16 protein-coding genes and 2 tRNA genes are annotated in these 23,204 nt (G+C 40.3%); 3 read left to right on the top strand and 15 right to left on the bottom strand.

Annotated features, from left to right (window positions below; all coding sequences use genetic code 11):
• Positions 1-42: 42 nt before the first annotated feature.
• From H9Y05_RS10210 to H9Y05_RS10170, 9 genes are all read right to left on the bottom strand, one after another.
• The gene (locus H9Y05_RS10210) at positions 43-3,672 is read right to left on the bottom strand and encodes a sensor histidine kinase (protein ID WP_216714218.1); all 3,630 of its coding nucleotides are present in this window, start codon (positions 3,670-3,672) and stop codon (positions 43-45) included.
• A gap of 29 nt (positions 3,673-3,701) precedes the next feature.
• Positions 3,702-4,598 carry a S66 peptidase family protein gene (locus tag H9Y05_RS10205; RefSeq protein ID WP_216714217.1) on the bottom strand — a complete coding sequence of 299 codons (897 nt, stop codon included), beginning with the start codon at positions 4,596-4,598 and terminating at the stop codon, positions 3,702-3,704.
• Between the two features lie 37 nt (positions 4,599-4,635).
• Positions 4,636-4,995: a YraN family protein gene (locus H9Y05_RS10200; protein ID WP_163491677.1), complete on the bottom strand. Its 360-nt coding sequence runs from the start codon at positions 4,993-4,995 to the stop codon at positions 4,636-4,638.
• A gap of 92 nt (positions 4,996-5,087) precedes the next feature.
• Positions 5,088-6,134, bottom strand: coding sequence for a recombinase RecA (gene recA, locus H9Y05_RS10195; RefSeq protein ID WP_163491678.1), 1,047 nt, complete (start codon positions 6,132-6,134; stop codon positions 5,088-5,090).
• 66 nt (positions 6,135-6,200) lie between these two features.
• Positions 6,201-6,677, bottom strand: coding sequence for a thioredoxin-dependent thiol peroxidase (gene bcp, locus H9Y05_RS10190; RefSeq protein ID WP_163491679.1), 477 nt, complete (start codon positions 6,675-6,677; stop codon positions 6,201-6,203).
• A gap of 227 nt (positions 6,678-6,904) precedes the next feature.
• Positions 6,905-8,452: a hypothetical protein gene (locus H9Y05_RS10185; RefSeq protein ID WP_216714216.1), complete on the bottom strand. Its 1,548-nt coding sequence runs from the start codon at positions 8,450-8,452 to the stop codon at positions 6,905-6,907.
• 180 nt (positions 8,453-8,632) lie between these two features.
• Positions 8,633-8,896 carry a hypothetical protein gene (locus H9Y05_RS10180; RefSeq protein WP_216714215.1) on the bottom strand — a complete coding sequence of 88 codons (264 nt, stop codon included), beginning with the start codon at positions 8,894-8,896 and terminating at the stop codon, positions 8,633-8,635.
• A 42-nt stretch (positions 8,897-8,938) separates the two neighbouring features.
• Entirely contained in the window at positions 8,939-11,866 is a 2,928-nt protein-coding gene (locus H9Y05_RS10175) for a sensor histidine kinase (protein WP_216714214.1), read from the bottom strand.
• Positions 11,866-12,639, bottom strand: coding sequence for a LytR/AlgR family response regulator transcription factor (locus H9Y05_RS10170; protein ID WP_163491683.1), 774 nt, complete (start codon positions 12,637-12,639; stop codon positions 11,866-11,868). The genes H9Y05_RS10175 and H9Y05_RS10170 overlap by 1 nt, the downstream gene beginning before the upstream one ends.
• Before the next feature lie 385 nt (positions 12,640-13,024).
• On the opposite strand from H9Y05_RS10170, the gene H9Y05_RS10165 reads away from it, so the two are divergent.
• Positions 13,025-13,109: transfer RNA gene (locus H9Y05_RS10165), tRNA-Ser, on the top strand.
• 385 nt (positions 13,110-13,494) lie between these two features.
• On the opposite strand, the gene H9Y05_RS10160 is transcribed toward H9Y05_RS10165, so the two are convergent.
• Together H9Y05_RS10160 and H9Y05_RS10155 are read right to left on the bottom strand one after the other, a co-directional pair.
• A tRNA-Asn gene (locus H9Y05_RS10160) sits at positions 13,495-13,568 on the bottom strand.
• A gap of 93 nt (positions 13,569-13,661) precedes the next feature.
• Positions 13,662-14,117 carry a single-stranded DNA-binding protein gene (locus H9Y05_RS10155; protein ID WP_163491684.1) on the bottom strand — a complete coding sequence of 152 codons (456 nt, stop codon included), beginning with the start codon at positions 14,115-14,117 and terminating at the stop codon, positions 13,662-13,664.
• Positions 14,118-14,276: 159 nt separating this feature from the next.
• Between H9Y05_RS10155 and H9Y05_RS10150 the strand changes: the two genes are divergently transcribed.
• Both H9Y05_RS10150 and H9Y05_RS10145 read left to right on the top strand, forming a co-directional pair.
• The gene (locus H9Y05_RS10150; protein WP_163491685.1) at positions 14,277-15,182 is read left to right on the top strand and encodes a hypothetical protein; all 906 of its coding nucleotides are present in this window, start codon (positions 14,277-14,279) and stop codon (positions 15,180-15,182) included.
• Between the two features lie 134 nt (positions 15,183-15,316).
• Positions 15,317-16,465 (top strand): beta-ketoacyl-ACP synthase III, encoded by a 1,149-nt coding sequence (locus tag H9Y05_RS10145; protein WP_216714213.1) that lies wholly within the window; start codon positions 15,317-15,319, stop codon positions 16,463-16,465.
• Between the two features lie 39 nt (positions 16,466-16,504).
• Here the strand turns inward: H9Y05_RS10145 and H9Y05_RS10140 are convergent, their stop codons facing one another.
• The 4 genes from H9Y05_RS10140 to H9Y05_RS10125 form a co-directional block, all read right to left on the bottom strand.
• A complete protein-coding gene (locus H9Y05_RS10140) occupies positions 16,505-16,924 on the bottom strand; it encodes an ArsR/SmtB family transcription factor (RefSeq protein WP_163491687.1) in 420 nt (139 codons plus the stop codon).
• Between the two features lie 215 nt (positions 16,925-17,139).
• Positions 17,140-18,264 (bottom strand): efflux RND transporter periplasmic adaptor subunit, encoded by a 1,125-nt coding sequence (locus tag H9Y05_RS10135; protein WP_163491688.1) that lies wholly within the window; start codon positions 18,262-18,264, stop codon positions 17,140-17,142.
• 10 nt (positions 18,265-18,274) lie between these two features.
• Positions 18,275-22,621, bottom strand: a complete 4,347-nt coding sequence (locus tag H9Y05_RS10130; RefSeq protein ID WP_216714212.1) for a CusA/CzcA family heavy metal efflux RND transporter — start codon at positions 22,619-22,621, stop codon at positions 18,275-18,277.
• A 91-nt stretch (positions 22,622-22,712) separates the two neighbouring features.
• Complete coding sequence (locus H9Y05_RS10125) at positions 22,713-23,030, bottom strand: hypothetical protein (RefSeq protein WP_216714211.1); 318 nt, start codon at positions 23,028-23,030, stop codon at positions 22,713-22,715.
• Between the last annotated feature and the right edge of the window lie 174 nt (positions 23,031-23,204).

Below are 23,204 nucleotides of genomic sequence, written 5' to 3'. Positions count from 1 at the left end.
ACCATCGGCTGTTTCTTTTTTATGTATGATTTTGGTTAGCTGTTAGCTGTTGAGATCAATAGGAAATTCTATAATAAACTGTGTTCCGACATTTTCTTCTGATTCGAAATAGATCGTGCCGCCATGATTGACAATAATCTGTTTAACCATCGCAAGACCGATCCCGGAACCGGTTGATTTTGTTGTAAAATAAGGCGTGAAAATTCTTATTTTTTGTTCTTCGGGAATTCCTGTACCATTGTCCGAAATAATCACTTTAAGCAGGTTGTTCTCTTCTGTTGATACTTGTATCTGGATGATTCCTTTGTCATTGGAAGAAATTGCCTGAATACTGTTTTTAATCAGGTTGTTGAACACCCGGAGAAGTTGCTCCTTGTCACCTTTTATGAAACAGTGTTCGGGAACTTCTGTGATGATGAAAGTATCTGTACTTTGCCGGAATAATTCTACCACATTCTGAATAATTTGAATGATGTCAACATTTTCAAATTCCGGTTTGGGCATTTTTGCGAAATTGGAAAACTCGTTAGCAATCTTTGTCAATGCATCAATCTGTTCTATCAGAGACTGACTCACTTTATTGATTTTAGTGCGTGCCTCTGCATCTGTCGGGTCAAACGAACGCATTAAGTGCTGAACAGAGAGTTTCATCGGGGTCAGTGGATTTTTGATCTCATGAGCGACTTGTTTCGCCATATCTCTCCAGGCGGATTCCCGTTCGCTCTGTGCCAGTTGCTGTGCGGCAAACTCAAGTTCTTCTATCTTTTCGTTGTAACTTCTGACAAGTGAACCGATTTCATCGTTCCGATTGTATTGAATACGTTGATTGGACTTCCCCAGGTGAATTTTTGAGAACAACTCCTGAAGCATCTGTAGCGGGTTTGTAATCCAGTTTGCGGCAAAAATAGCCATCACGGTTGAAATGGCCAGTAACAGTACAAAAATGTTGATGATGGAAACAAGAAATTGTTGAATTTGATGTTCTGCTTCTTCCTGCTGTCCGAAGTATTGGAGATTAATATAGCCGATCAATTTTCCACTTCTGTTGTATACAGGAGAATAGGCAGAATCATAGTGAAGTGATCCGATGTTCTCAGAGTGAATGAATTCACTTTGTTCCAGTACCGCCAGTTCCTTTTTAGCTAATGGATTAATTTGTTCACTCAGCAACCCGCTGTTAAATACATTTTGTCGTGAAGTACTTACCAGGAATCCTTCTGTATCATACACGTTGATGTCGGTATTGAAAACTTTCGAAAGATTTGTGAGCTGATAATTCAAAAAGGCACCATTTTCCTGAATGCTGAGTTTTGTTAACCTGCTGATCAATGGTTTGAGTTCCTGTTCAACGGAATGTGTTTTTTCCCTTAGTCCGATTTCCGAATATTCTTTGTATTGTTTACGGATAAAAATACCGCTGCTGATCCCGCTGACAACCAATGAAATCAATACGATTCCGATCAGAGTTAGCTGAATTCGTGTTGATAAGGTCAGCGATTTTCGGGAAAAAGAATTGGCATAGAACCGGATGTAGAAGGGGAGAAGTAAGATTCCAAAGAAACAGAATAGATAGGAAAATGAAGTGGCATTATCGATCCATGTAGCATTGATACCTGACAACACAACAACATCTTGCTTTGATTTGTACTGAACAAAGTGGTTATACCCGTTGTAATCGAAGTTATTTAATTTATCCGGATTTGCTTTCCTCAGAGCACTATAGGAGACCGGATAATTGAATTGCCCGTATTTGGATACCAGTTTATTCCGATGGTATTTGGCAACAGAATAATTGTCCAGATGCTGTAATGCAGATGACCGGGAAGACAACAGAAGTCGGGGAAAACCGATCTCTTCAGGTATCTTTTTGGATTTCAACGTCACAAACAGTGTCGCCGGTTCTCCATTTTTACCCAGTATTGTCTGGCGGATGATATAACTGTATTGGTTTGTATAATCTTTTATGAAATAAATAGACGCATTAATTTCTGATTGTTGTCCATGATTGCTGATCAACTCATTGAGATTGGTATATAATTCCTCGGAATTTCCCTGAATCAGGAGGAGTGATTCGAATTGCTCCTTAAAAATATTGAAACTACACTCGTAGCGCTCCCAAAATCCATTAAAATGTCTGCGTTCCATTGCATCTTCAAAATCGCGGAGGTTAAATTGCGTATCCGCACTGATCATTCGCTGCAGGAATTTATCTTCGTGTAAGGTCGTTTCCAGTTTGCTGTATTCTATTTCTGTGATGACATCCCGTTCAATCATCAGTTGATTGGCGTACAATTCCCGCTCGCTTTTATCTTTTCTGGCATTGAATTCTCCAATGGTCAATGAGCAGACAAAAGAATACAAAGCAAGCATTCCCATACCCAGTATCAGGTGTTTTTGCTTGAATTCTTTGTGTTCAAGTACGATAATTATTCCCATGAACAGCAACGGAAATAATCCCGCATACCGGAGTTGGTTTAAATAAGTCATCTCCAAAATGGAGTAAAGCACACCGATTCCGAGCGTAATCAATAATGTTGATCTAAAGGAGAGTTGTTGGTTCTTAACCAGCTTGACAATTGTTTTTCCGATCATGAAATAACTAAAACCGATAATTGCGATGGTTAGAATTGCAATGACCGAATAAAAGTTGATCTTAAACAACGTTTCGATGTGCATCGGAATACTGGAGTTTTCTATAAGTCCTTTGAACAAATAAATGACACCCATCCATGTAAAATAAGGAACAGATAGGAGTAAAGACGATATGATCAGGGAGGATTTGAGGTAAACCGATCTCAGGCGGACATATGAGAAACAAACCAGGATAAAGATCAGAATGATGTTCAGTGTGTATTCGAAAAAATTAGGAAAGACGGCACTGGTACCATAGAGACTGGCCTTGTATAAATCGGTATCCTGCATGAATGAAAACCACGAAAACTGAAGGGAGAAATACCGCAGTAATAAAATCGCTGCGGGATATGTCCACACCCATTTCGAATGGACGGATTGTATCCTTACCGTTATCTTCCATAGGAACAAAAAGATGGAAGAAAGCAACAAGCTCATCAAAATCAGTGATTCGGTTTCGCTGGCCGGTTGATATTCATTCACTACGATTGAAAATAAATACTTCTGATCTTTCGAGTAGATAGAAAATCCGGAGGCTTCGTCCAATGAAATATACGCCTGAAAATCACCTTTGAAAGGAGATGTAAAGTCGTTTTTCAGGTAATCATTTTGGTAGGAGTATTCATTTTTGATAAGGAATGAAACGGCAATTGTATAGTCCTTGTACTCCTTTGATTTTACATAATACCATCCGTTTTGTCCCCGTTTAATTCCCGTTGTAGGAAAGTGCAGATCGGAAAATTTGGAAACAGGTAATTTATTTGTATTCCAGTATACCAGCGAGTCTTTTTTGTAGACGTGTAATAAATAAGGTGCTGCAATATCGGGTAAATCATTGACTGATTGACCGGTTTTTAATGCACGGGCAGTTTCGTTCAGGTAGGTGTTCACCTGACGTTCCATTCCCGAAAAATTTCTTTTTATCTTGCTGAGTTCCGGATAATAATTGGTTGAGAAAACATGCAGATAATATCCGATAAACAGCACAAGTGAACAGATAAAAGCTGTCCATAAGCCATATTTAGATAATTTGTTTCTCATTATATTACCGTACTCGTTGAATCCGCTTGTCAACGGAATGTTAGTTTAACGAAAGAATCAACTTCAAATTGTACACGGGCTCCCAGGACCAGTGCTCTGTTATCAGTAAGGTGCCCTGCCGGGAAACCGAAACAGATGGGAATCGTGCGATAATGGAAGTGTTGCAGAACAATTTCTTCCAGTGTCATTCCGATTGTTGTGGCTGTTGTATCTTTCAGATCTGTCATTCCTCCGACGATTAACCCGGAGATGGCATCTAAAACCCCGGCTTTTTTTAGTGAAAAAAACATTCGGTCAATGGCGTATAGTTGTTCACCTACATCTTCAAGGAACAAAATTTTTCCTTTGTAATCCGGTTGAATATCTGTTCCCAGCAAACTGTAAACAATACTTAGGTTCCCTCCGATGAGCTCTCCTGCTGCGATTCCTTTTTTATTGAAGGGGGGCCCGGCGAATTCAATCCCGGATAAATTCCCTTCCAACGCTTGGAGTAATGTTGTCAACGATTCGGGAGAATTTTCCCGAAAATTGAGTGGCATAGTAGCATGAATGCTTTTTTGCTCAAATTTTTGCAATTGCTGATGAAATACGGTAATGTCACTGAATCCGACAATCCATTTAGGATTTCTCAATTGGTTGGCCCATTGAATCCGATCAATGATTCGGACAACTCCATATCCTCCTCTTGCGCAGATAATCGCTTTTACATCCGGATTGTCGATGGCCTGTTGCATATCTTCTGTACGTTGCTCATCTGTTCCTGAGAAGTAATTGTACTGTCCTGTGCAGTGTTTCCCAAGTACGACCCGATAGCCCTGCTGTTCGAAAAACTCTTTTGCATATGCGACATGACTTTCTTCAATTGCTTTTGCCGGAGCTACAATTTGGATCAAATCACCAGGTTTTAGATACGTTAGTTCATTCATGCTGTTCACTTCGTTACTTCAAAGAAACAAATTTTCTTTAAAGCAATGGAGAAAAGGCATCCGGAATGTGTTCTATTTTAGTTCGCATCGAATTGTGAACAATGGAAATGACGTCAAATTGAACATCCGTGAACAGATTTTTCAGGCGAATGTACTGATTCGCTGTTGAAATAATCTGTCGTTGCTTGGTGCGTGTAACAGCTTTGTATGGTTCACCTATTTCCGCTGTTACACGTGTTTTGACTTCACAAATTGTCAGAACATTGTTTTTGAATGCGATGATATCAATTTCACTTTTTTTAAATCTGAAATTTCGATCCAGGATCTGATATCCTTGTTTCAGTAGATGTGTGGCAGCCAAATCTTCGCCGTAACGGCCCAGTTCAGTGTGTGTCATGTCTGTGTGGTTTTTGTTGAAGTAGTCGTATTTTCTGTAGGAAGATAAAAAAGCGAAACTCTGAAGTTTCGCTTCTTACCAACGATTTGCAACTATTCCTGGGCTGCAGTTGCAGGCTCAGCTACATTTGCAGCACCAAGAGCTTCTTTAATTTTCATTTCCAGTTCTTCCATCAATTCAGGATTGTCCTGTAATAATGTTTTTACGGCATCTCTTCCCTGGCCTAATTTCACTTCTCCGTATGAAAACCAGGAACCGCTTTTCTTGATAATGTTTAATTCAACTCCCAGGTCAATTACTTCACCTATTTTTGAAATTCCCTCACCGTACATGATGTCGAATTCTGCTTTTTTGAATGGTGGTGCAACTTTATTTTTAACGATTTTTACTTTTACCCGGTTTCCGATAACGTCTTCACCATCTTTAATTTGGCTTGTCTTCCGGATATCTATACGAACAGATGCATAGAATTTCAGTGCATTTCCTCCCGTTGTTGTTTCCGGATTTCCAAACATTACACCGATTTTATCGCGCAGCTGATTGATAAAAATACAGCAACATTTCGCTTTGTTGATGGAGCCTGTCAGTTTTCGTAGTGCTTTTGACATCAAACGGGCTTGCAATCCCATTTGTGAATCTCCCATTTCTCCTTCAATTTCCGCTTTTGGGGTAAGAGCTGCAACGGAGTCAATGACTAACAGGTCAATTGCTCCCGAGCGGATCAGGTTGTCTGCAATTTCCAGGGCTTGTTCTCCGTTGTCCGGTTGGGAAATTAATAAATTGTCGATGTCAACTCCCAGTTTAGCTGCATAAAACTGGTCAAACGCATGTTCCGCATCTATAATTGCTGCAATCCCTCCTTGTTTCTGTACTTCCGCAATCGCATGAATCGCCAGTGTGGTTTTTCCCGATGATTCCGGACCGTAAATTTCAATGATACGTCCTTTCGGTAACCCATTTACACCTAATGCGATATCTAATGTTAGTGAGCCGGTTGGAATGGCGTCTACTTTTTCGACTGCTTCATCTCCAAGTTTCATCACCGTACCTTTTCCGTAGGTTTTATCCAGCTTCTCCATTGTTAATTGGAGTGCCTTCATTTTTTCCATTTTTTCCTGGTTCAAATCTTTTGTTGCCATAATCGTTGGTTTTTTATTTTGTTTTAAATCGTGATACAAAGTTGCATTCAGAAGTACGTAAGTTTTTTACGTTGTTTGATTTTCTTCTAAAATTTTTAAAATTTCTTCTGCATGATTTTTAGTATCAGGTTTGTTGATAATTGCCATAATGTTTTGCTGTTCATCAATAATGAAGGTTGTCCGGTGGATTCCGTCAAATGTTCTTCCCATGAATTTTTTTTCCCCCCAGACACCGTATTGATTGAGAATAATTTTGTCGGTATCGGCCAGTAAAGGAAAATTTAAAGTGTATTTGTTGCTGAATTTTCCATGTGAGTTAACAGAGTCGGCACTTACTCCGACAACGGCAATGCCTTTTGATGCTAATAGCTCTTCATTGTCCCGAAGATTGCAGGCTTGCGCAGTGCATCCGGGGGTATTGTCTTTGGGATAAAAGTATAACACCAGCTTTTTCCCTTTGTAATCAGCCAGACTGACTTTCTTTCCGTTTTGGTCAAGCCCTGTGAATTCAGGTGCTCGTTCTCCTATTTTTAGTGTTTTCATTGGTTAATAAGATGGAGTGTTTCTGATTAAAATTTAGTCAAATATAAGGTTAAAAACTGAAAAGACAAATTTTTTATCAAAAAAATGATTACTAATTCGTCTTTTGAGTATTGAATATGTATCTAAATTACGTAAATCAGTTGAATCGTAGCTTCAAAAAGAAAGGGAAAAATGGTTTTTTTATAATGAACAGATGAAGCGGAGCAGAGTAGAAGGTTGTCAATTTTTCAATTGTTTCTCTCACGTATGAGTTCATCAAACCGTTTGTTGGTTAGCTTTGATTTTGCCCACGTTTCAAAATCAAAATAGGTTTTCATCTTTTGAAATTCAGGTTCGTTTGTACTACGAAGTTTGTGTAGTTCATCATGTAACTTTTCCCAGGCTTCCTGCTGGTCGAGTTGTTTATAGCTGTTAAACCCGGAAATAAACTGAAGGATGATCTGCTCAAAGGTATGAAGCCTGTTACGTGTTTTCAGGAACCGTTGTGTACTCTTCAGCGCATAAGGCAACAGTTGGTCATTTTTTAGTTCGAGGTGAACAATCAGGTTCAAAATGTGTGTATAGGCAACAATTTCTTCATTACTTTCCATGTTGGGAGTATTGAGAATGGTATTGATCCATTTTAATCCTCCGCTGAAATCGGTTAATCCGATATGAATCCCTGCAAATAGGTAGGCAAAGTAAAGTTGTTTTTGGATGGGAATCTTTCCTGCGTGTAATTTTAAGCCGCTTTCTATGACCGGGATGATTTCCCGCGCAGCGACAAATTCACCTCTTGAAGTCAGCATGCTCAGCTCAATACTGGAAGAACTTAAAAACATCTTTAAAGTGAGGTCATCACTGAGGTGCAGGTTGTAAGCCGTGGGAAACGTTTTAATCTTATCCAGTAATGCATCTGCCTGTTCCGGTTGGTGAAGTTGCTCAGCGATGTAGACGGCATTTGAAAGTGTTCCGAAATAATAGTTTGGAAATTCTTCCAGCAGAAAGAGATTGCTTTCCAGCAACCGGATATTGTTGGAGAGGTAAACCATACTTTTTTCAAAATCATTGATCGCAAAATAGTAAGCGGCTTCTATGTGATTGTACAAATAGGTATTGGAAACAGATAAAGCAGTTGTCGGACATTGTTCCTTAATCTGGTGATGATATTCTTCCAGTTTATTCCTGTGCCGGTCATCCCGGGTCAGTCCTTTTTGGTTTAACTCCATAAATAATTTACTTTTTGTGAACCACAATCCGGTTTGAATCTGAAGTTGATTGATTGCTGCGTTGCTTCTGTTTTGAAGTTCTTCTACCTCCTCTATCTTGATGGAGCTGTAATGTTTAGTTTCCTGCAACCGTTGCTGTTGTTGACTGATTTCAAGTATCACGGTATGCCGTTCGTATTTTTCGGCCAGCTTAGAAGCACTGTTCAGTAACTTCGTAGCCTGGGAATAAAGTGCTTTATTGTATAGAATCGTTGCGCCCTGTAACATTTTGTATAATTGAGCGTCGACAGAGTTTGTACTGTGATAGCCGTTTAGAGATGTTATAATCTGGTCGTAAAGTCTTCTTTTTGTAATTGAAAAATTATTCAGAAAGGGTTCGTTTTTGAAATGACTGATAATTTCCTGTTCATTGTACTGTCCGCTTCGATCAATGTAATCGAATAGAGTTGCATAGTTGCTGTTTCCGTTGGAAGAATGACGGGATATGTGTAATTTAAAATACCTTTTCTCTGATTTGGAAAGTGATTTAATCAGTTCAAATAATGGCTCCTGTGTTTCTTTAGACATGTTGACTTCTTAGTAGTAATTATTAATTACAGACTAAGTTAGGAATGTTCTTTTTGTGATTTTTTTGAAATGTTTGAAGTGCCGGTATTGTTGATTGAAAGGGGGATGATGCTGATTCATAAAAGAACGTAACAAAAAAGCCCTCAATTTTGAGGGCTTCGAATCTATGATTTAAAAGTATTAATTTTTTGTTTTTGCCGGTTTACGATTACTGTAGTCATCATCATTCGGATCCGTGATACCACCTGTAGCTCCTGTTTCTGAATTTCCCGGAGTTGTAATTGTTACACTGGTTGCACTTCCGGCTTTCTTCATTTTCGCATTCGTTCCGGATGGACAATCTGAAATTTCAGTGCGACTGTTTGGCTGAATAACCTCTTTTTTACAAGAAGAGAATAATCCTGTCAAAAGTGCGATACTACCAAAAACAATCAAACGCTTCATAACTCTAAATTGAATCTACATAACAAAACTAAGGCATTTATTTTAATTATCCAAATTATTTAACGAAATTTTTATTTCAACAATTGTTCCCAGTATATTTCCGTTTTCATCCTGAATTTGGTTGGGTCCGGATAAGTCCATTTCCCGGCCTGATATTTTTTGGATCAAATCGATTCGTTTCACCGTAATTTCCATGCCTTGCGAGCGGTGATCACCGTCATAATCGTATTTCTCAGAGATGCTTTTTTCAATACCGATTCCATTGTCAATAATTTTGATGGAAAGGTAATCGTCGATCTCTTTGATTTCGATTTTAATTTTTCCCTGAGAATCATTTTTAGGAAGAATACCGTGAATGATGCTGTTTTCAACAAATGGCTGGATCATCATCGCCGGGATCAAGAACGATTCCAGGTCTACATGGTTCGTTTCAATTTCATAGTCGAATTTATCTTTAAACCGCATTGATTCGAGCGCAAGATACAATTTGATCCGTTCCAGTTCCTCTGCAAGTGTTACCATACTGTTTTCCTCCGTTGAAGAATCCAGGTTTTTCCGGATCAGTTTGGCAAAACTGGTGAGGTACTTATTGGCAGATAATTTATCGGAAATATTGATAAAGTATTGGATGCTGTTCAACGAGTTAAAGATAAAATGCCTGTTCATACTGGCATTCAAGGATTGCTGTTCCAGGGTAACCAAACGGGCTTTGAATGCTGTCCGTTCGAGCTCATTCTTTTCTTGCTCCCGCTTAATTTTAACACGGAACCAGCTGTAGATGGCAATAGAGAGAATCAGGATAATCAATGTGAGAAACCACCAGGTTCTGAAAAAGGCTTCATTAACAATAAAGGAAATGGTGATCTGGTCAACGACACTGCCATCCTCCATCAATGCGCGTGCATGAAGGGTGTAGCTACCGGCCGGTAATCCGCTTAATGTGATATAGGCAGTTTTGGAAGCCGGCATCCAGGTATCGTCGAGCCCTTCCAATTTGAATTGAAAGGATAAATCCTCGTAATTATTCAACGCTACTCCGTCCAGGTAAAACTGAAGGTTATTTTTATTGTAGGGAAAGCGCATGTGTTGCGGGATTCCCCGTTTGATCTTCCCTCCGAAAGCGGTGTAATCAAATGCTTCATAGTTGAGCAGGATTTTCTCCAATCGCAGGTTGACATGTTCCCGTTTCCTGTTGAATTGTTCCAGATCCAATAAGACCAGTCCGGAAGCTGTTCCAAACCATAATTTACCGCTTTTGTCAATAAAACTGGAGTTCAGGTTCGTTTCAGGATCAATCAATCCGTCAGAAGGAGCAATCCGTTTGACATTTCGCTCTCCCTTTTTCGTATCGATGATGTACACCCCGTTATTCGTACCGACGAGGAGTTCCGCATCATCTGCTTTCAGGAAGTTGATGTAATTGGATGCCACGTCGCTTGAAAAACGAATACGGACAATCTGGTTGTTTTGTTGTAATTCGTAGAGTCCGTCCTCCGTTCCCATGAACAATCGGTTGGAACTTGTTTTTGCAAGGGAATATACGGTTCTGTTCAACTGTCCGATTAATTCAAAACGATTGCTTTTTGACAGTTGGAAAAGCCCCATGTCAGTACCGACGATCAATGTTCTGTTGTAATATTCGATGTTTCGGATGGTTCCGATGGATGCGCCGTTTGAACCTATCGGAATGAATTCCCCTTCTTTGTATTTGACAATTCCGTGGGAACCTCCAATGTACATGGATTTGGCATCTATTTTATAGAACGCGGTGATTTTAAATCCGGGTGCGCCATCTTCCAGGTTATAGACTTTGTACTGGTCGTTTTTATCGATTGCATACAAACCGTATTTGGTCCCAAACCAGTTTTTGCCGTCAATATCCGCTATAGCACACCAAACCGTAGGATTAATGGGAAGTACCTGGAAGGTTTTAAAATCCCGGGTTTTGATAACGCCTTTGTCCATTGTTCCGAAGTAATACTGTCCGTCCTTCGTTTGGAATCCGCTCAGAATGATGTCGGACGGTAACCCGGTTGATTGATCAAAATAGAAGATGTTGCCGTGCGCGGCTTTTACCAATCCTTTTCCCTGCGTACCCAGCCACATGTTTTGGTCCGAATCTTCAAAAGCCGTGCTGATCATGTTGAATGGCAATCCGACGGAATTGTCAATGAATGCGTATTCTTTTTCATTGAATTTGATCAATCCGTTTGACGTGCTGATCCAGACATAATTGCGCGAGTCGACCAAAATGTGGTTGAAGAGGTGCCCTTCGGTTTCAAATTTTGTATCGATGATTTTATTTAGCTCCTTATTGTAATAGTATAAGCCATTATAAAAAGTGGAAATCAGTAAATTGTTTTTTAAGACAGCCAATGAAGAGATACTGACTTCCTTGTTTTCTAAAAATACGGTTGTGGTTTTTAGATTATCCGTTCTGATCACTCCTCCTCGTGTAGCAATGTACAGATCTCCTTTCCATTCGAGCAGGTCGCGGACGAATAAATGATCATCGTGGAGCAGTGGGATTCTGACCAGTTTTTTATTTTTGAGCTGAAAGAGTCCTTCTCCGTTGGTTGCGATAACGATTGTGCCGTTGTAACAGACAACATCTGTAACATTGACCAGGTTGAATTCTTTATCGAGGGGAAATTGCTGGATTTTATTGTTTTCCATGATGGAAATTCCCCCCTGGTGTCCGATGTGCAATTTAGCATTGATCCACTTGATGACATTAACACGGTTGTTCAACAGTCCATTATCTGTTGAGTAGTTTGTGAATGTGTTGCCATTGTACCTGGAAATCCCCCCCAATGTTCCGATCCATAAATACCCGATACTATCCTGGCAAATAGATGTGACCTGTGATTGGGCCAATCCTTCAGAGGTAGAAAAAGCTTTAAAAAAGGAACGCTGGGAAAAGGTGAAAAAGCAATAAAAGAATGCAACGAGGAAAAGCAGGTATCTCATTATTGTTTCAGCATTTTTACAAATTCCGTCACACGATTTCTGGCTACAGGAATTTTCAACCCTGTTTTCAGCACGGCAAAATGCCCGTCTTCATTGAGGTATTCAGCCAATTCCTTTAAATTGATAATGTGCGATTTGTGAATACGGGCAAACTTGGACTCATCCAGGATGCTTTCATAGGTTTTCAACGTCCTGGTGTCCAGGTAGCGGGTACCGTCTTTGAAGTAAATCGTTGTACAATTTCCCGAAGCTTCCAGGTGTAAAATGGTATCATCTTCAATTATTTTTAAGCCCTTGGTGTGCGAAACGGCAATTCTGTTGTTGGGTTTATTGCGCAACAGGTTGTCGGATAAATTTCTCAATGACCGGAAATAAGTGGAATAATTTTCGGGGTTTTCAGAATAAATCGCACGTGTTTCAACCAGTTTTGCTACCGCACTTTGCAGTTCCTCAATGTCAATTGGTTTTAACAGATAATAGACAGCACTTGCATTGAATGCTTTGATTGCGTAGTCTTTAAAGGCAGTTACAAACACCACCTGGAAATTTTTCTCTTCAATCTCTTCCAACAGTTCAAATCCTTCAGCATTGGAGGGCATCCGGATGTCTAAGAATACGACATCGGGTTGTGATGCTTCAATGATTGCTTTTGCCTGTTCTTTCCGCTCCGCTTCACCGATTACTTCAATTTCAGGACAGTATTCTTCGAGCAGCATTACAAGGTTTTTTCTTGCGAATTCCTCATCATCTACGACCAAAGCTCTTAATTTCATAGTTTTCAAAATTATAGTTTACAATCTCCAATTTACAATATTAAGAAATATTCATCTCCTAAAAGTAGGTGAGATGAAATGAATTTACCTACGGTTAACAAATAATAAGAATCATCAGGCTAAATGAATGCGATAGTTCAGATGTTTTTACAGCAACTGATTTTCATTCGCTTTAAATTAGAGTTAAATAATCATTAAAAAACAAGACTTATGAAGAGAATTATACCCATAAACGCGATTCGAATTTGGATTTTTATTGACAATGGAAACTAACGAGAAAAAAGATTTTGGTAGTCGAATCTTAGTTTTCAGACAGATACAATAAAATGAAAAAAAAATAAAGATTTGGTGTTGTCAGTATAGAAAGTATTGCTACCTTTGCCCCGGAGAAATGGCAGAGTGGTCGATTGCACCGGTCTTGAAAACCGGCGTACCGCGAGGTACCGGGGGTTCGAATCCCTCTTTCTCCGCAGAGGATTTACAATAAAGTAGGTCCTTTTTTTATGTCCTGAATTTTTTTTGTTACCTCCTTTCTTTGGAGGGATGAGAACCCGGGGGGTCGTGCCGGAGCGATAGTGTAGACCAGCGAAGCTACTCCCTCTTTCTCCGCAGAGGATTTACAATAAAGTAGGTCCTTTTTTTATGCCCTGAATTTTTTGTTACCTCCTTTCTTTGGAGGGATGAGTACCCGGGGGTTCGTGCCGGAGCGATAGCGTAGACCAGCGAAGCTGCTCCCTCTTTCTCCGCAGAGGATTTACAATAAAGTAAGTCCTTTTTTATACGCTGAATTTTTAGGTGTGGATGCCGGTTAAAGACAAAAAATCCGGTAATCTGCTGACTACCGGATTTTTTTAGCTCCCCCTGCTGGACTTGAACCAGCGACCCTCTGATTAACAGTCAGATGCTCTAACCAACTGAGCTAAGGAGGAATCTTATTTTCTCAATGCGAGTGCAAATATAAAGCATTATTTCAATATAGAAGCAAGAAAAATAAAGTTTTTTTTACTCTTTTTTATAAGTTCCTAAAAATCATCTTCATCTAGAGAGAAGTCGGAAGCCGTTGAATCAAAATCGTCGTTATCGTCGTCTTCATTTACTTCCTCATCATCGTAATAATCCCCTCCCTGCGTGCTTGTAGGAGCTGCCCGAAGAATATTTGTCTTAAATACATTGAGGCGTATTTCTGTGCGAATAGATCCGTCCTCATTGTGAAATGCCTTGGCAAAAGGTGTTCCGGTAAGTTCTACCAGTGTTCCCCGTTTTAAATAATCTACAACCCGCATATTGGAACCTTCCCGTTTCCAGATTGTACAGTTAATCCATGTTGTGTTTGTACGCTGCTCGCCAGATCGTTTGTCTTTCCAATTTTTGTTATGTGCTACCGGGAAATTAATGGCGACAACCCCACTGTCCATCGTCTTGACGGTAGCGTCTTTTCCTATGTTCCCGATGAGCTTTGTCTCAAATACTGTGGCCATTTTGTTATTTTTAAAGAATGAAATTACAAAAATAAACGGACAAACAAGGAAAGTCATTATTTTTTGAAGAATATTTAAGTGACTTTGAAGTGATTCCGTTTCCTTAAAATTCCGGCAGTCAATTAAACTTTTCTTATTTTTGAACAGTAATAAAAAGACATGAAGAAGGTATTGACAATTCACTTTTCCCAATCGGGACAATTAACCGAAATCGTAACCAATTTTGCAGCGCAGTTTCAGGGCGTTGAGTTGGATCAACAAATCATTGCTCCGGCGAAAGCATTTCCTTTTCCCTGGACGACCCCCGTGTTTTTTGATACAATGCCGGAAACGGTACTTGAAAAAGGAGTAAAACTGGAAGAGAATACTTACCGGTATGAGCAGTACGACCTGATTATTTTCGGTTATCAACCCTGGTTTTTGTCCCCGTCGTTACCTGCTACTGCGTTATTGAAAAATGAACGATTCAAAGCGATATTAAAAGATACACCAGTGATTACATTGATCGGCTCCAGAAATATGTGGTTGAATTCCCAGGAAAGTGTAAAAAAACTAATTACTGAAGCGGGAGGTAAGTTAGTGGGAAATGTTGCGCTTTCGGATCGAAGCAATAACCTGGTTGGTGTCATTACGATTCTTCACTGGATGCTGAAAGGAGAAAAAACAAAAAAATGGGGAATCTTTCCGAAACCAGGAGTGTCGGATGCGGACATTGAAGGAGTAAAGCAATACGGAGTGCTTGCAAATGAGGCATTGCAGACGCATAATTTTGATTACCTGCAACAGGAAATTATACGAAAAGACGGGGTGCGGATCGATACCAATATTTTGTTCATCGAAGGGAGAGCGAAGCGCCTCTTCCTGATCTGGGCAAATCTGATTGTTCGAAAAGCGGAAAAGGGAAACAGAACATTTTGGGTGAATGCCTTTAAATATTACCTGATTTTTGCACTGTTTATTGTTTCTCCGATCTTATTGCTGATCTACAACATTCTGATAGTACCATTCACACAGAAAAGCATAAAAAAGAAAAAAGAGTATTTTCAACAGGTAAAATTGAAATAAGGACTAAGGAGAGAAGCAATTTCCCGTTTTCGTTTTTTTTAGAAAATGCCGTTTTTTAGAGATTATCCATTATTTTTGTCACTGAATTGAAGTGCGTATACCAGCTAACTGTCTACACACCTGAGATTAAAACTATGAGTTTAACAGACGTATATATAACAAGAACTGCAGCTTACTTTCCGAATGACCCTGTTTCAAATGATGAAATGGAGGAGTATTTAGGAGTCATCAATGAACAAGCGTCAAAATCACGGCGGATTGTATTGCGTAATAACGGAATTAAAAACCGGTTTTATGCATTGACGAAAGAAGGGAAAGCAACACATACCAACGCGCAGATGGCTTCGCTTGCAATTCGGAAACTGATGAACGAAAATGCGGGTGAACTTGCCTCATTGGAATTGATTAGTTGCGCGACTTCCTCACCTGAGCAATTAATGCCTTCTCATGCTGTAATGGTGCATGGCTGGTTGCCGGAAACCGGAAATGTAGAGGTTGTTTCACCTTCCGGAGTTTGTTGTGCGGGGATGCATGCGATGAAGTATGCATATATGTCGATCAAACTGGGACAGGTGGAAAAGGCTGTTTCCTCAGCGTCTGAGCGTCTTTCCCCTTCTTTACGTGCAGATAAATTTGAGCTGGAAGTTCAGAAATTGAGTGAATTACAAGAAAATCCTTACGTATCGTTTGACAAAGATTTTTTACGGTGGATGCTTTCTGACGGCGCCGGAGCATTCTTGTTGGAAAATAAACCAAATGCGCATGGAATTTCGCTCCGTATAGATTGGATCGAGGGATATTCCTTTGCCAATGAGATGGATCCGTGTATGTACATGGGAGCGGAAAAACTGGCAGATGGTACCTTGAAAAGTTACCTGGATTATGAACCGCAGCAAGTCATCGAACAATCCATCATGAGTATCAAGCAGGATGTGAAGTTGCTGGGTGCAAATATTGTAACGCTTGGGTTTAAAAAATTGAAATTAAGCCTGGATAAAAAAGGAATTGATGCTTCTGAAATAGATTATTTCCTGCCCCACATGTCCAGTTATTTCTTCGAAGATAAAATGTACGATGAAATGAAAAGCCTGGGAATGGAAATTCCAAAAGAAAAATGGTTTACCAATCTGGGAACGAAAGGAAATGTTGGAGCGGCGTCTATTTACCTGATGTTGGATGAACTGTTTAACAGCGGGAAACTGCAAAAAGGACAAAAAGTATTGCTGGGTGTTCCTGAAAGTTCCCGTTTTTCGTATGTGTTCAGCCTGCTGACAGTTTGTTAAATCAAAAAAATAAAATTCAAGGCTTCAGTTCGTGCGTTTTTAGCAACGAGTTACTTCAAAATATCGATTCCAATCATGTACGGATATTTGTTTGCTGTAAAAAGGATGGTTTGAAGACCTGTCATCGATTTTCAGTTCAATTTTACTGAGTACATATTCCAGCAGATGAACCAGATGTTCAGTAGCTGGTTTGTTACCCCTGAACACGTTCCGGCACTTTTTTTCTACGACGACAGCCGTTTTAATAAATCCGGAATCGTGAAGTTGCTTGAAATGAACTGAAAGAGTTGATTGTGATAACTTCACTTCTTTTGAAACATCCTCAATGGTTATGTCTTTTTCGATTTCATTGACAATCATTAATACTGCTTTTAATCTGGCGGGATGAGCAAGTGCTTTAATTAATTCTGCTGTTTTGATTAAGTCATCGGTGTAAAATTCGTATTTAGTCGCGCCCATAGTTGGTAGGTTTTAAAGGGTGGTTAATAACAAAGTTATATGAATATAGTAAATAATAGTGTTCTGTGCAAGAGTCAATTTAGATTTTTTGAAAATGGCTATATCGTAATATAGCGATATGTCAATCTGTTGATTTGTCGGAATTATCCTAAAAAAGCATAAAGAGATTGACCGAAAAGCAAGGCCAACCTCTTTTCCGACGCTATCAACTTTTGTTACTCCTCACTTACATTTTTCAATGCCATCAGCAAAGTATATGCTCCTTTGATGACCACCTTTTGCTGTCCCAGACTTGTTACAATTTCTGTAAACCCGTTTTCCGTATTTCCGATCTGTACCGTTTTCATTTCGTACTTTCGCGGACTTTTTTCAACGAATACATATTGTTTATTTCCATAGCGAACAATTGCTTCTTCCGGTAATGCAGAGACCTCACTTCCTGATAAGTCAATCTGTGCATTCATGAACATACCCGGTAACAGATCTGTCGTTGCTGATTCAGGTTTACAGATGACCTGTACCGCATTGTTATTGGATAAATTTCTGCTGATTAATTCAATCTTGCAGGTATATTTTTTATCCGGATTGGTATTGGTAGATGCTGTCAATCGTTGCCCGACGGCCAGTTTCTCGACATCTTTCTCAAAAACGGTTAATGCAATATGAATATCGTCCAGATTCACTAATTCAAACAAAATGTCGCTGGGATTAACATATTTTCCGTTGTTGACATTGACAGCTGAAACGTAACCATTAATCGGAGAAACAATGCGAATACTGCGCGAAATATTATCAGCAGTGACCTGTTGTGGGTTTAAACCGATCAGTTTCAGCTTTTCTTCCAGTGATTTTAACAAGATATACCGCGACTGGTAATTCGCCTTTGCCTGCTCAAATACTTTGTCACTGGTTGCCTTACTTTCGTTAAGTTGCTTTTGCCGTTTGTATTCTGCATCGTCCAATGCTAATTGTGCTTTGGCAGTCAGGTAGTCCTGTTGAATCTGGATGTATTGCTGATCTTCCATCGTTGCTAATAATGCTCCTTTTTGGAGTTGCATACCGGGCATTAATTTCGTGGACTTCAGAAATCCCCCCAGCGGTACACTCACGGATACCAGGTTTTGTGGTGGTACATCAACTTTTCCATTGGCCTTGATGGTGGAAGAAATGAACCTGGCAACAGGAGTTCCGGTCTCAATTGCTGCATTTTTATATTGTGCTTCTGTAAGTGTAATGATTTCCGGTAATGCCTTAATAGTCGTCTCTTTTTTTTCGACAGTATCGTTCCCGCATGAAGCGAGAATAACTGCGATTGTCGAAATAATCACTCTGTTTTTCATGATCGTCTGTTTATTGTGTGATATAAGAATTAATTTCCGTTATCGCCATATTGCGATTTCTCAATGCGTCAATATAGTCACTTTGAATACTGATTGACTGATTGATCAATAATACCCATTCCAGGTAATTAATATTTCCGTTCAGGTAATGTTGATCTGCCGTTTCAGTCATCAATCGGGCATTGTGCAATGCCGTTTCCTCAAAATAATTAATTGTTTCCTGGTATTTTTTATAGGATTCGACAGCCGATAAATACTTGTTTTCCATCAATTGTTTATTCATTGCGTATTCACTTTGAGCAATTGTTTCCTGGACCTTCGAAGCGGTGATTTTTGCTTTCTGTCCTCCAAAGAAAAGTGGAATTCCCAATCCGAAATATACCGACTGAAAACGTAAGTTGTTATCGTATGAAACATTATCAGCTCCTGTTCCGCGCATCCCCATCACGTTATACCCCACAGTTATATCCGGCAACAATTTAGCTTGTTCTGCCCGGGTTGTTGCAGCTGCAAGTTGCCCCTGTTGTTTCAGGTACTGAAGTGCCGGATGTGCTTCCAGTGAACTGGTGTCTGATACAGAGGGGATTCGGTTGAAAACAGCCTCATTTGATTCGGGAATGTACATGGTTTCCGTATTTAACAGTAGCTGAAATTGTAATTGCATCAGTTCAATGTCCTGTTTCAATTGTACCAATTGCAGACGGATTTGCCCCTGTTGATTTTCTGCGGTTGCCCGCTCCAGTACATTACTTTCCCCTGCGTCATATCGCATTAGTGCGATATCGCGAAAATGGGTGAACAAGCTGTCGTTTTGTTGCAACAATACTTGCTTTTCCCGCAAATAGGCCAGATTGAAATACACCTGTGCTACTTGCTTTTGAAGTTCTGTTTCCTTCATGCCGATATTCAGTACACTGCTTTTCCATTCTTCCCGTAATACTGCTTTCTGAGAAGTATACACAGTAGGAAAGTTCAGATTCTGAGAAACTCCCAGCCGCACATCGCTGTATATACTGTTGATCTGTCCGTATTCTCCTACAACAGAAGTTTGCGGAAGATTACTCCCGGAATGAATCATCTTTTGACGGTATTCGGATAACAAGCGTTCATTTTTAATCATCCTGTTCTGTTGAAGCGCAGTATCAATTGCTGCGTCTAATGAAATCGGAGTTTGGGCTGTTGCATACTGAACGGATGTAAATAAACCGATAAGCAATATGCCAATCGGAAGATTCGGTTTAACCTGCTTCTTCATAAATAAGGTGTATAAGATCGGTAAAACAAATAAGGTAAGGAACGTGGCAACCATTAATCCACCAATAACAACAGTGGCCAAAGGACGTTGAACCTCTGCTCCTTCACCGTTACTGAGTGCCATCGGTAGAAAACCAAGTGAGGCAACACATGCTGTCATCAATACCGGACGAAGACGGGTAGTGGTTCCCCGAATGACCAGCTGCCGGATGTCCGTTTCACCTTCTTTTTCCAGTCGTTTGAATTCTGCGATGAGGATAATTCCGTTCAGAACGGCCACACCGAACAAGGCAATGAAACCAACTCCGGCACTGATGCTGAATGGAATTCCGCGAATAGCAAGGGCTAAAATACCCCCGATTGCAGAAAGCGGAATAGCAGAATAGATCAGCAAACCGCGTTTTACAGAGCGAAAAGCGAAGTAAAGCAAGAGGAAAATGAGGAGCAACGAAACAGGGACGGCGATGTATAAACGAGCTTTTGCAGCTTCCAGGTTTTTGAACGCACCTCCATATGAAATATGATATCCCGGGGGTAATTTGACCTGTTGCCCGATTTTTGACTGCAATTCAGTTACCATACTTTGTACGTCTCTGCCGTCGACATTAAATCCGACAATAATTCTGCGTTGTGAATTTTCACGTTGAATTTGGTTCGGGCTGTCAACAATGGCGACATCTGCAACAGTATTCAGTGGAATTTGTGTTCCGTTCGGAACCGGAATCAGCAACTGTTGAACATCTTCCAGTTCTTTGCGTTTTTCTCCGGATAAACGAACAACAAGATCGAAACGCTTTTCTCCTTCAAAAACAGAACCGCTCGTTTCTCCTGCAAATGCACTGTTTACAATCCGGTTGATATCAGAAATGTTCAAGCCGTACTGAGCAACAGCCGCTCGTTTGTAGTTGATAACAATCTGGGGCATTCCGGAAACCGCTTCTACGTACAATCCTGTTACGCCGTCTATGGTGGTGCAGATTGAACCGATTTGTTTAGCATAGTGAGAAAGTGTATCCATGTCTTCTCCGAAAATTTTGCAAACGACATCCTGGCGGGCACCTGAAATCAATTCGTTGAAACGCATGGCGACAGGGAATTGAAACCCGAATGTGACCCCGGGAACAGATTCCAGTTCTTTTGCCATTTTTCGTTCCAACTCTTCATAGGTGGTAGCCGAAGTCCATTCTTTGCGGTCTTTGAGCACAATAATCATATCCGAAACATCTACAGGTAAAGGCTCTGTCGGGATTTCACTGCTTCCGGTTTTGGTAACGATCCGTTCAATTTCCGGGAATTTGTTCATCAGAATCTGTGAACTTTTTGAAACGGCCTCAATGGAAGTTGTCAGGCTGCTTCCTGTTAGTACGCGGGTTTCAACAGCAAAGTCTCCTTCCGGCAAATCCGGAATAAATTCTCCTCCGAGTCGTGTGAGTACAAACACAGAAATAACAAATAAACCGATAACAGCGAACAAAATAGCTTTTGAAAAATTGAGTGCTTTTGAGATGCCTTTTTGATACGCATTCTCAATGCGTTCCATCATTTTATCGGAAAACGTTTTCTTATGACTGATTTTCTTATTCAGAAAAACAGAGGCCATCATCGGAATGTATGTAAGGGAAAGGATGAAGGCACCGATCAGTGCGAAAGCAACGGTTTGTGCCATTGGCTGAAACATTTTTCCTTCAATTCCCTGCAGTGCGAAAATGGGCAGGTAAACGATCAGGATGATCACCTGACCGAAAACAGCGCTGTTCATCATCCGGGAAGCCGAATTTTTAACGGTGTGATCCATTTGTTGTTGCGTCAGGTTGGTCATTGAGGCGAATTGTTTGTTGTGGCTGAATGCATGGAGAACCGCCTCGACAATGATTACAGCTCCGTCAACGATCAATCCGAAATCCAGGGCTCCTAAACTCATCAGGTTACCGCTTACTCCGAACAAATTCATCATGATTATGGCAAATAACATCGACAGGGGAATGACCGAAGCAACTAAAAAACCGGCGCGGAAATTACCGAGAAATAATACCAGCACGAAGATCACAATCAATGCTCCTTCTACCAGGTTTGTAATAACCGTTGAAATGGAATTGTTGACCATTTTTGTTCTGTCAAGAAAAGGTTCTATGATCACTCCCTCCGGTAATGTCTCCTGAATTTTTGCGATCTTATCTTTGATGTCCTGTATTACCTCGTTGCTGTTGGCGCCTTTCAGCATCATAACAACAGCGCCCGATACCTGTTTTTCTCCGTTGTAAGTCAACGCGCCGTAACGGGTAGCGTGCCCGAAGCGAATCTCAGCAACGTCCCGGATCAGTAACGGCACACCGTCCGGTAAGGTTTTTACAACAATCTGCTCGATGTCGCCCATGGTTTTAACCAATCCTTCACTTCGAATAAACAGTGCTGTCGCTCCTTTTTCAATGTAAGCTCCTCCTGTATTTTGGTTGTTGGACTCTAAGGCGCTGAATACATCTTTAATCGTGATGTTGTTTGCCATCAGTTTCCCCGGGTCAACAGCCACTTCGTATTGTTTTTGAAGACCACCGAAACTACTGACTTCCGCGACACCTTTTACACCAATCAACTGACGCCGGACAATCCAATCCTGTATGGAGCGCAACTCCATAGCATCGTATTTATCTTCATACCCCTCCTTTGCGCGGATGGTGTACTGATAAACTTCACCAAGCCCTGTCGTAACAGGAGCCAGTGTCGGAGTTCCCAGCCCTGCGGGTAGTTGAGCCTGAACTTGCTGCAACCGTTCGGATACTTGTTGCCGGGCCCAGTAAATATCTGTTTTTTCATCAAATACGATGGTTACAATCGATAATCCGAACCGGGAAAAACTTCTCAATTCTTTTAGTCCGGGGATGTTGCTTGTTGACTGTTCGATCGGAAAGGTGATCAGTCGTTCAACATCAGGAGCCCCTAATGAAGGAGCAATTGTAATTACCTGTGTCTGATTATCCGTAATGTCGGGAACGGCATCAATAGGCAGGTGTCGGAGTTCATAAATACCATATCCCAATAAAAAAATGGTAAATAGCCCGACAATTAACTTGTTTTTTATTGAAAACGCAATGATTTTCGTAAGCATAATTGTGTCTGTTAATCATTTCACATGCGGTACATTGCAAAGCGTGTACACGAGAATTAACACAACAAATTTGTTGTGCAGCCAGGAATGATTAACCTAAACGTGGCGGTTGCCAGATAGTTTCTATATGAGCGAATGAGTGATGCTCTTCGGTCGGATAGACCTTCATCGTGTTGAACTCTATTGCTGTCGGTATGGAGAATCCGAATTCCGGCTGAGGTACAATGACGGGAATATGCGTAGAATGACAATCACTTGTTTTGAATGGCAATCGTTGGTGATCACCGTGCCGGTCGTCCGGGTGATTGATCTCTTTCTGATAATGTGTATTCAGAAAACTGAGAAACGATTCGTTTTGATTCAATTCAACATGTTCCAGGTAGTGATGGATCAGCACCGGGAACTTCATAATCTGTCCCAATTCTGTATAAGCACAAAGAAAAATACAAATGAATCCTATGGAAATATATGTTCTCAACAAAGGCAAAATTAAAAAGAAAAAATTATTTCTGGTTCATTTATGAATGAATAATTCCTTAATAAAAGGTTAAAAAAATGACGGTCAAACAGGTTTTTAGGGATA

Origin of the sequence: Taishania pollutisoli, assembly GCF_014518315.1 — a bacterium.
In the GTDB taxonomy this organism is placed as follows: domain Bacteria; phylum Bacteroidota; class Bacteroidia; order Flavobacteriales_D; family Crocinitomicaceae; genus Taishania; species Taishania pollutisoli.
Note: the sequence above shows the minus strand (reverse complement) of the source record. Positions and strands in the feature narration are given on the sequence as shown.

What these genes read in the sequence shown, in the direction of transcription:
- H9Y05_RS10175 (WP_216714214.1), bottom strand. Translation starts at nt 11,866, where the DNA reads ATGAGATACCTGCTTTTCCTCGTTGCATTCTTTTATTGCTTTTTCACC.
- H9Y05_RS10200 (WP_163491677.1), bottom strand. Translation starts at nt 4,995, where the DNA reads ATGACACACACTGAACTGGGCCGTTACGGCGAAGATTTGGCTGCCACA.
- H9Y05_RS10135 (WP_163491688.1), bottom strand. Translation starts at nt 18,264, where the DNA reads ATGAAAAACAGAGTGATTATTTCGACAATCGCAGTTATTCTCGCTTCA.
- H9Y05_RS10210 (WP_216714218.1), bottom strand. Translation starts at nt 3,672, where the DNA reads ATGAGAAACAAATTATCTAAATATGGCTTATGGACAGCTTTTATCTGT.
- H9Y05_RS10145 (WP_216714213.1), top strand. Translation starts at nt 15,317, where the DNA reads ATGAGTTTAACAGACGTATATATAACAAGAACTGCAGCTTACTTTCCG.
- H9Y05_RS10205 (WP_216714217.1), bottom strand. Translation starts at nt 4,598, where the DNA reads ATGAATGAACTAACGTATCTAAAACCTGGTGATTTGATCCAAATTGTA.
- H9Y05_RS10180 (WP_216714215.1), bottom strand. Translation starts at nt 8,896, where the DNA reads ATGAAGCGTTTGATTGTTTTTGGTAGTATCGCACTTTTGACAGGATTA.
- H9Y05_RS10150 (WP_163491685.1), top strand. Translation starts at nt 14,277, where the DNA reads ATGAAGAAGGTATTGACAATTCACTTTTCCCAATCGGGACAATTAACC.
- H9Y05_RS10155 (WP_163491684.1), bottom strand. Translation starts at nt 14,117, where the DNA reads ATGGCCACAGTATTTGAGACAAAGCTCATCGGGAACATAGGAAAAGAC.
- H9Y05_RS10125 (WP_216714211.1), bottom strand. Translation starts at nt 23,030, where the DNA reads ATGAAGTTCCCGGTGCTGATCCATCACTACCTGGAACATGTTGAATTG.
- recA (WP_163491678.1), bottom strand. Translation starts at nt 6,134, where the DNA reads ATGGCAACAAAAGATTTGAACCAGGAAAAAATGGAAAAAATGAAGGCA.
- H9Y05_RS10170 (WP_163491683.1), bottom strand. Translation starts at nt 12,639, where the DNA reads ATGAAATTAAGAGCTTTGGTCGTAGATGATGAGGAATTCGCAAGAAAA.
- H9Y05_RS10185 (WP_216714216.1), bottom strand. Translation starts at nt 8,452, where the DNA reads ATGTCTAAAGAAACACAGGAGCCATTATTTGAACTGATTAAATCACTT.
- H9Y05_RS10140 (WP_163491687.1), bottom strand. Translation starts at nt 16,924, where the DNA reads ATGGGCGCGACTAAATACGAATTTTACACCGATGACTTAATCAAAACA.
- bcp (WP_163491679.1), bottom strand. Translation starts at nt 6,677, where the DNA reads ATGAAAACACTAAAAATAGGAGAACGAGCACCTGAATTCACAGGGCTT.
- H9Y05_RS10130 (WP_216714212.1), bottom strand. Translation starts at nt 22,621, where the DNA reads ATGCTTACGAAAATCATTGCGTTTTCAATAAAAAACAAGTTAATTGTC.